Annotated in this window: 6 protein-coding genes; 3 read left to right on the forward strand and 3 right to left on the reverse strand. The window is 57.8% G+C overall.

Annotation, left to right across the window (positions count from 1 at the left end; all coding sequences use genetic code 11):
- Positions 1–3 precede the first annotated feature (3 nt).
- Positions 4–432 carry a protoporphyrinogen oxidase HemJ gene (gene hemJ / locus CEC48_RS08835; RefSeq protein ID WP_088423386.1) on the reverse strand — a complete coding sequence of 143 codons (429 nt, stop codon included), beginning with the start codon at positions 430–432 and terminating at the stop codon, positions 4–6.
- Between the two features lie 136 nt (positions 433–568).
- Here hemJ and argC point away from each other — a divergent pair, with 136 nt between their 5' ends.
- Both argC and erpA read left to right on the forward strand, forming a co-directional pair.
- Positions 569–1603 (forward strand): N-acetyl-gamma-glutamyl-phosphate reductase, encoded by a 1035-nt coding sequence (argC, locus tag CEC48_RS08840; protein WP_010206935.1) that lies wholly within the window; start codon positions 569–571, stop codon positions 1601–1603.
- Positions 1604–1765: 162 nt separating this feature from the next.
- Positions 1766–2116: an iron-sulfur cluster insertion protein ErpA gene (erpA, locus tag CEC48_RS08845; protein ID WP_020292766.1), complete on the forward strand. Its 351-nt coding sequence runs from the start codon at positions 1766–1768 to the stop codon at positions 2114–2116.
- Between the two features lie 66 nt (positions 2117–2182).
- Here erpA and CEC48_RS08850 read toward each other — a convergent pair whose 3' ends face one another.
- Positions 2183–3274 (reverse strand): anhydro-N-acetylmuramic acid kinase, encoded by a 1092-nt coding sequence (locus CEC48_RS08850; RefSeq protein ID WP_088423387.1) that lies wholly within the window; start codon positions 3272–3274, stop codon positions 2183–2185.
- Between the two features lie 3 nt (positions 3275–3277).
- Positions 3278–4690, reverse strand: a complete 1413-nt coding sequence (locus tag CEC48_RS08855; protein WP_088423388.1) for a peptidoglycan DD-metalloendopeptidase family protein — start codon at positions 4688–4690, stop codon at positions 3278–3280.
- A 211-nt stretch (positions 4691–4901) separates the two neighbouring features.
- On the opposite strand from CEC48_RS08855, the gene tyrS reads away from it, so the two are divergent.
- The gene (tyrS, locus tag CEC48_RS08860; protein ID WP_088423389.1) at positions 4902–6101 is read left to right on the forward strand and encodes a tyrosine--tRNA ligase; all 1200 of its coding nucleotides are present in this window, start codon (positions 4902–4904) and stop codon (positions 6099–6101) included.
- The last annotated feature ends 284 nt before the right edge of the window (positions 6102–6385 follow it).

Consider the following 6385-nt stretch of genomic DNA (forward strand, 5'->3'; position numbering starts at 1 on the left):
AAATTAGAACGGTTTGACCACGACCAAAATTACGATAGCCAGCAATATCAGAACTGGCACTTCATTGAACCAGCGATAAAAGACATGGCTGCGGGTGTTTTCGCCACGGGCGAAACGTTTTACCTGCGCGCCGCACATGTGGTGGTAGCCGATCAGCAGTACTACCAGGGTCAATTTGGCGTGGATCCACCCGCCGGATTGAAAGATGGCGGGGTTTAGGTAGATCAGCCAGCCGCCGAACACCAGGCTGGCGATCATCGCCGGCCCCATGATGCCGCGGTACAGCTTGCGCTCCATCACGCTGAAGCGTTCCTTGCTGACGGTGTCCTCGCTTTGGGCGTGGTAGACGAACAGGCGCGGAAGGTAGAACAGCGCGGCAAACCAGCAGACGATGCTGACGATATGAAAGGCTTTGACCCATAGATAAAGCATTTTTAGTTATTCCCAGGTTCACGGTAGCTGAAGATAGTAGTGGCTCAAGCGTCTACACGTCACGTTGACGGTTGTCGCAGAACGATACGGCCCCTATTATCGACGGCTTTCCAGTGGGTTCGTTGAGGGCAGGTTTATGGTCAAGGTCGGTATCGTCGGCGGCACGGGTTACACCGGTGTCGAATTGCTGCGTCTGTTGGCTCAGCACCCGCAAGCAGAGGTGGTGGTGATCACCTCCCGATCCGAGGCCGGCCTGGCGGTGGCCGACATGTACCCGAACCTGCGAGGCCACTACGACGGCCTGGCGTTCAGCGTGCCGGACATCAAGACATTGGGCGCGTGTGATGTGGTGTTCTTCGCCACGCCCCACGGTGTTGCCCATGCCCTGGCGGGCGAGCTGCTGGCAGCTGGCACCAAGGTGATCGACTTGTCGGCGGACTTCCGCCTGCAGGACGCCGATGAATGGGCCAAGTGGTACGGCCAGCCTCACGGTGCACCGGAGTTGCTGGAAGAGGCGGTGTACGGCCTGCCGGAAGTCAATCGCGAGCAGATCAAGCAAGCGCGCCTGATCGCCGTGCCAGGTTGCTATCCGACCGCTACGCAGCTGGGTTTCCTGCCATTGCTGGAAGCTGGGCTTGCGGATGCATCGCGGCTGATTGCTGACTGCAAGTCGGGTGTCAGCGGCGCAGGTCGGGGCGCTGCGGTAGGTTCGCTTTACTCCGAGACGTCGGAAAGCATGAAAGCCTATGCAGTCAAAGGCCATCGTCACTTGCCGGAAATTCGCCAGGGGCTGCGTCGCGCTGCGGGTAAAGATGTCGGCCTGACGTTTGTGCCGCACCTCACGCCGATGATTCGCGGCATCCACTCCACGCTGTATGCAACCGTCGTTGATCGTTCGGTGGATCTGCAGGCGCTGTTTGAAAAGCGTTATGCCAATGAACCGTTCGTCGATGTGATGCCAGCAGGCAGCCACCCGGAAACCCGCAGCGTGCGCGGTGCCAACGTGTGCCGCATTGCGGTGCACCGTCCACAGGATGGTGACTTGGTGGTGGTGTTGTCGGTGATCGATAACCTGGTCAAGGGTGCTTCGGGCCAGGCTGTGCAGAACATGAACATCCTGTTTGGCCTGGATGAGAAGCTGGGCCTGTCCCACGCGGGCATGCTGCCGTAAGTTTTCTGCTGTTGCGCAAAGGCCCGTTGATCGGGCCTTTCGTGTTTTTAATGGCCGCTGCGCAGATTGATATACCGTAACAATAGTTGACCGCTTTTCTAGGAGAAGCGGATAATGGCCGCCATCACGCATATGGCGGCGCTACGCCGGGAGATTATCAGCATGAGCGTTGAATCCTTCACCCCCACGGCTTTGCAATTCACCCACGGTGCTGCGCACAAGGTGAAGAGCCTGGTCGATGAAGAGGGTAATGATCGCTTGAAGCTGCGCGTATTTGTTACGGGCGGCGGTTGTTCAGGGTTTCAGTACGGTTTCACCTTCGATGAAGACGTGGCCGACGACGACACCATCGTTGAGCGCGAGGGCGTAAGCCTGGTCGTTGATCCGATGAGCTTCCAGTACCTGGCAGGAGCCGAGGTGGACTATCAGGAAGGTCTGGAAGGTTCGCGCTTCGTGATCAAGAACCCGAATGCCAGCACTACCTGTGGTTGCGGTTCTTCGTTCTCGATCTGATCGACAGCGAATGTAAAAACGCCGCTTGGCCTTGCTAGGGCCAAGCGGCGTTTTGCTGTGTGGGGTTCAGGCCGGGTAGATGGCGCCGAGTACGCGAAGACCGCGGGCGCCGGTGACGCTGGGGCGGTTGGCTGCGATGCCTTCAAGGCAACAATGGGCCAGCCAGGCGAACGCCATGGCTTCGACCCAGTCGGGGTCTACGCCGTAGGTGGCGGTGCTGCTGACTTGAGTGGCGGGCAGCAAGGCGCTGAGGCGGCTCATCAAGGTTGTGTTGTGGGCGCCGCCGCCGCAGACCAGCAGGGTTTCGGTCTGTAGTTGTGCGGTTTGCAGCGATTCGACGATGGTCTGGGCGGTCAGCTCCAGCAGCGTGGCCTGCACGTCCTGGGCTGCGAATTGCGGTAACCGCCCCAGGTGATGCTCCAGCCATCCGAGGTTGAAGACTTCACGCCCGGTGCTTTTTGGCCCCAGGGTCACGAAGAACGGATCGCTGAGTAAGGCCTTGAGTAGCTGCGGCTCAACCTTTCCGCTGGCCGCCCACTGACCGTCGCGATCAAAGTTCTCACCGCGTTGCTGGTGAATCCAGGCATCAAGCAGGACATTACCCGGGCCACAGTCAAAGCCAGCGACCGGTTTGCCGGTCTCGATCAGGCTGAGGTTGCTGAAGCCGCCGACATTCAGCACGGCGCGGTTGCCCGTACGCTCGCCAAACAATGCCTCATGAAATGCAGGGACCAGCGGGGCGCCTTGGCCGCCGGCGGCGACATCGCGGCTACGGAAATCACTGACGACGGTGATTCCGGTCAATTCGGTGAGCAGCGCCGGGTTGCCGATCTGCACGGTAAAACCCCGTGCAGGTTCGTGACGAATGGTTTGGCCGTGGCTGCCAATCGCTCGGATGTCCTGGGGCTTGAGGTTCTGCTGATCGAGTAGGGCGTGAATACCTTGGGCGGCGAGCGTCACCCAGTTCTGCTGGGCGATCGCCGAACGGGCAACCTCGTCCGGGCCGCTGGCGCAAAGGCCAAGCAGCTCGGAACGCAGGGATTCAGGCATGGGGATGTAGTGGGTGGCGATCAGCTTGATCGCTGGCTCCTGTTCGATCAGCGCAATGTCCAGGCCATCAAGGCTGGTCCCGGACATCACACCTATATAGAGCGACATGGCTTAGCGTTTCGCCGAGGCCAGGAGGGTAGAGCGCTCCTGGTCCATGCGGGCCATCAGTGGCTGGCTCTGCTGCAGGAAGCGAGCGCGCTCGGCCTTGGCGATTGGGTCAGCCATTGGTAGCTTCTGGCCCAGCGGGTCGACATGCACACCATTGACCTGGAACTCATAGTGCAAATGCGGGCCGGTGGACAGGCCGGTGGTGCCGATGTAGCCGATCACCTGGCCTTGCTTGACGTTGCCGCCAGTCTGGATGCCCTTGGCGAAACCTTGCATGTGGCCATACAGCGTACGGTAGGTGGCGCCGTGCTGGATGATCACGGTGTTGCCGTAGCCGCCACGGCGACCGGCCAGCAATACCTTGCCGTCACCGGCAGCTTTGATCGGCGTGCCACGCGGGGCGGCGTAGTCGACGCCTTTGTGAGCGCGAATTTTGTTCAGAATTGGATGCTTGCGACCCATCGAAAAACGCGAGCTAATACGGGCGAAGTCAACCGGAGTACGGATAAAAGCCTTGCGCATGCTGTTGCCGTCGGCGGTGTAGTAGCTGCTGTTGCCTTGTTTGTTGGTGTAGCGCACTGCGGTGTAGGTCTTACCACGGTTGGTGAACCGCGCGGAAAGGATGTTGCCGGTGCCGACGACCTTGCCGTTGGCGACTTTTTGCTCGTAGATCACGTCGAATTCGTCACCCTGGCGAATGTCCTGGGCGAAGTCGATGTCGTAGCCAAACACGCTGGCCATGTCCATGGTCATGCTGTGGGACAAGCCTGCGCGGGCAGCCGATTGCGACAGCGAACTGTTTATCACGCCGTGTACATAGGCGGAACGCATTACCGGCTTGGTGGTGATGCGATTGAACGCAAAGCCCTTGGCACCTTTGGTCAGCGTGATGCTTTCCAGGTCGCTGACGCTGCTGTGCAGGTTGTTCAGCTGGCCGTCGGGCGTCAGCTCGAATTCGAGCTTCTGGCCATGCTTGAGCTGAGTGAACTGCTTGGCCTGCTTGTCACTTGCCAGCACATCGTTAACGGTTGCAGCGGGTAGCCCGACCTTTTCGAACAGGGTCGAAAGGGTGTCGCCTTTGGCAACAATGACTTCCCGGTGTAGCGGGTTCTTGGCGGCCTCTAACGCAGGCGCGGCCTGTGCGGTCTCTTTAGTGTCTTCGGCACTGTTTTCAATCTGGGCAAACGGCGATTCTGCTGCGCCATTTGTGGCTTGTAGTGCGTCGGAAGCGTCTTGATCTTGTGTCAGTTGCTCAACCGGACTTTCAAGGTCAAGGCTCAGGGTCGTTCGTTTGGCTTCTACGTCGCTGGAAGGAAATACCAGGAGAGCCAGGCTCAGAAGGGCGGCAATTCCACTTGCGGCGAGCAGGTGGGTCTTCGGGTAAAGCGGCGGCGCTTTAGACGGTTCTGTGGTCATAAGTAATTTTGACTTTGAAAAGATGAATTGGAAAAGATGAATGACATGATGAAGATGAAATAACTGTATAAAATATAACCAAATCATCTGTGGTGCAAGCTTGCGAACGCTAGGCTTGCTGAACGGTGTCCGTGCGCAGGGCAAAACTTGTAATTAGTCCCTGATCTTGTATGGTTGGTTCCCTTTTGAATCTGAGCCTTGCGGGTCTGTTATGAAGTCGGTTGAAGAGCAGCTAGCGCTGATTAAACGTGGTGCGGAAGAACTGTTGGTCGAAGCTGAGCTGATCGAAAAGCTCAAGCGTGGCCAACCCCTGCGTATTAAGGCCGGCTTTGATCCGACGGCGCCGGATCTGCACCTTGGGCATACGGTGCTTATTAATAAGCTGCGTCAGTTCCAGGACCTGGGGCATCAGGTGATCTTCCTTATAGGTGACTTCACCGGGATGATCGGCGACCCGAGCGGCAAGAGCGCTACGCGTCCGCCGCTGACCCGTGAGCAGGTTCTCGATAATGCCGAGACCTACAAGGCTCAGGTTTTCAAGATTCTCGATCCGGCCAAGACCGAGGTGGCGTTCAACTCCACCTGGATGGATCAGATGGGTCCGGCGGATTTCATTCGCCTGACGTCCCAATACACCGTTGCTCGCATGCTCGAGCGCGATGACTTCGATAAGCGCTACTCCACCAATCAGCCTATCGCTATCCATGAGTTCCTGTACCCGTTGGTTCAAGGGTATGACTCGGTGGCGTTGCGTGCCGACGTCGAGTTGGGCGGTACCGATCAGAAATTCAACCTGCTGATGGGGCGTGAGCTGCAGCGTGCGTACGGGCAAGAAGCTCAATGCATTCTGACCATGCCTTTGCTGGAGGGGTTGGATGGCGTCAAGAAGATGTCCAAGTCCTTGGGTAACTATGTAGGTATCCAGGAAGCGCCGGGCGTGATGTACGGCAAACTGGTTTCGATTCCGGATGCGCTGATGTGGCGTTACTTCGAGCTGTTGAGCTTCCGCTCGATGGACGAGATCAATGCATTGCGTGCCGATGTAGAAGCTGGTGCGAATCCACGGGACGTGAAGATCAAGCTGGCGGAAGAGATCGTTGCGCGCTTCCATGGTGAAGAGGCTGCGGCCAGTGCTCACCGTGCTGCGGGTAACCGCATGAAAGATGGCGAGCTGCCGGATGATCTGCCTGAGGTTGAATTGACTGCTGCCGAGGCAATGCCGATCGCTGCCGTCCTTAATAAGGCAGGGCTGGTGAAGAACTCGGCAGTGGCGCGCGACCTTCTGGGTTCTGGTGGTGTGCGTATAGATGGTGAGGTTGTCGACCGCACCTTTATATACGAACTGGGCGCGACCCACGTTTGCCAGGCGGGTAAGAAGGCATTTGCGCGTATTACGCTTAAATCCGAATAAACCTGAAATTAACTGTTGACGGCGATTTATATCTGTCTATAATTCGCCCCACTTCCGGCGCAGTCGAAACGGAAAACTCCTTGGTAAACAAAGAGTTATGTAGGTTTCGACAGCGAGCTGCTTCAGATCATCGAAGCCCAGAAGGAGTTAGTAAGGACGTGTTGTTTAGCCCTATTAACGGTTCGATCTTCTCGGTCGAAAGCGGAGAAAAAGAGGTGTTGACAGCAGCGTGTAACGCTGTAGAATTCGCCTCCCGCTAACGAGAGATCGGAAGCGCAAGTGGT

Source organism: Pseudomonas sp. K2I15 (genome assembly GCF_002204795.1).
In the GTDB taxonomy this organism is placed as follows: domain Bacteria; phylum Pseudomonadota; class Gammaproteobacteria; order Pseudomonadales; family Pseudomonadaceae; genus Aquipseudomonas.

Excerpts from the sequence above, each read along its gene's own strand:
- CEC48_RS08850 (WP_088423387.1), bottom strand. The coding sequence starts at position 3,274 with ATGTCGCTCTATATAGGTGTGATGTCCGGGACCAGCCTTGATGGCCTG.
- CEC48_RS08855 (WP_088423388.1), bottom strand. The coding sequence starts at position 4,690 with ATGACCACAGAACCGTCTAAAGCGCCGCCGCTTTACCCGAAGACCCAC.
- erpA (WP_020292766.1), top strand. The coding sequence starts at position 1,766 with ATGAGCGTTGAATCCTTCACCCCCACGGCTTTGCAATTCACCCACGGT.
- hemJ (WP_088423386.1), bottom strand. The coding sequence starts at position 432 with ATGCTTTATCTATGGGTCAAAGCCTTTCATATCGTCAGCATCGTCTGC.
- argC (WP_010206935.1), top strand. The coding sequence starts at position 569 with ATGGTCAAGGTCGGTATCGTCGGCGGCACGGGTTACACCGGTGTCGAA.
- tyrS (WP_088423389.1), top strand. The coding sequence starts at position 4,902 with ATGAAGTCGGTTGAAGAGCAGCTAGCGCTGATTAAACGTGGTGCGGAA.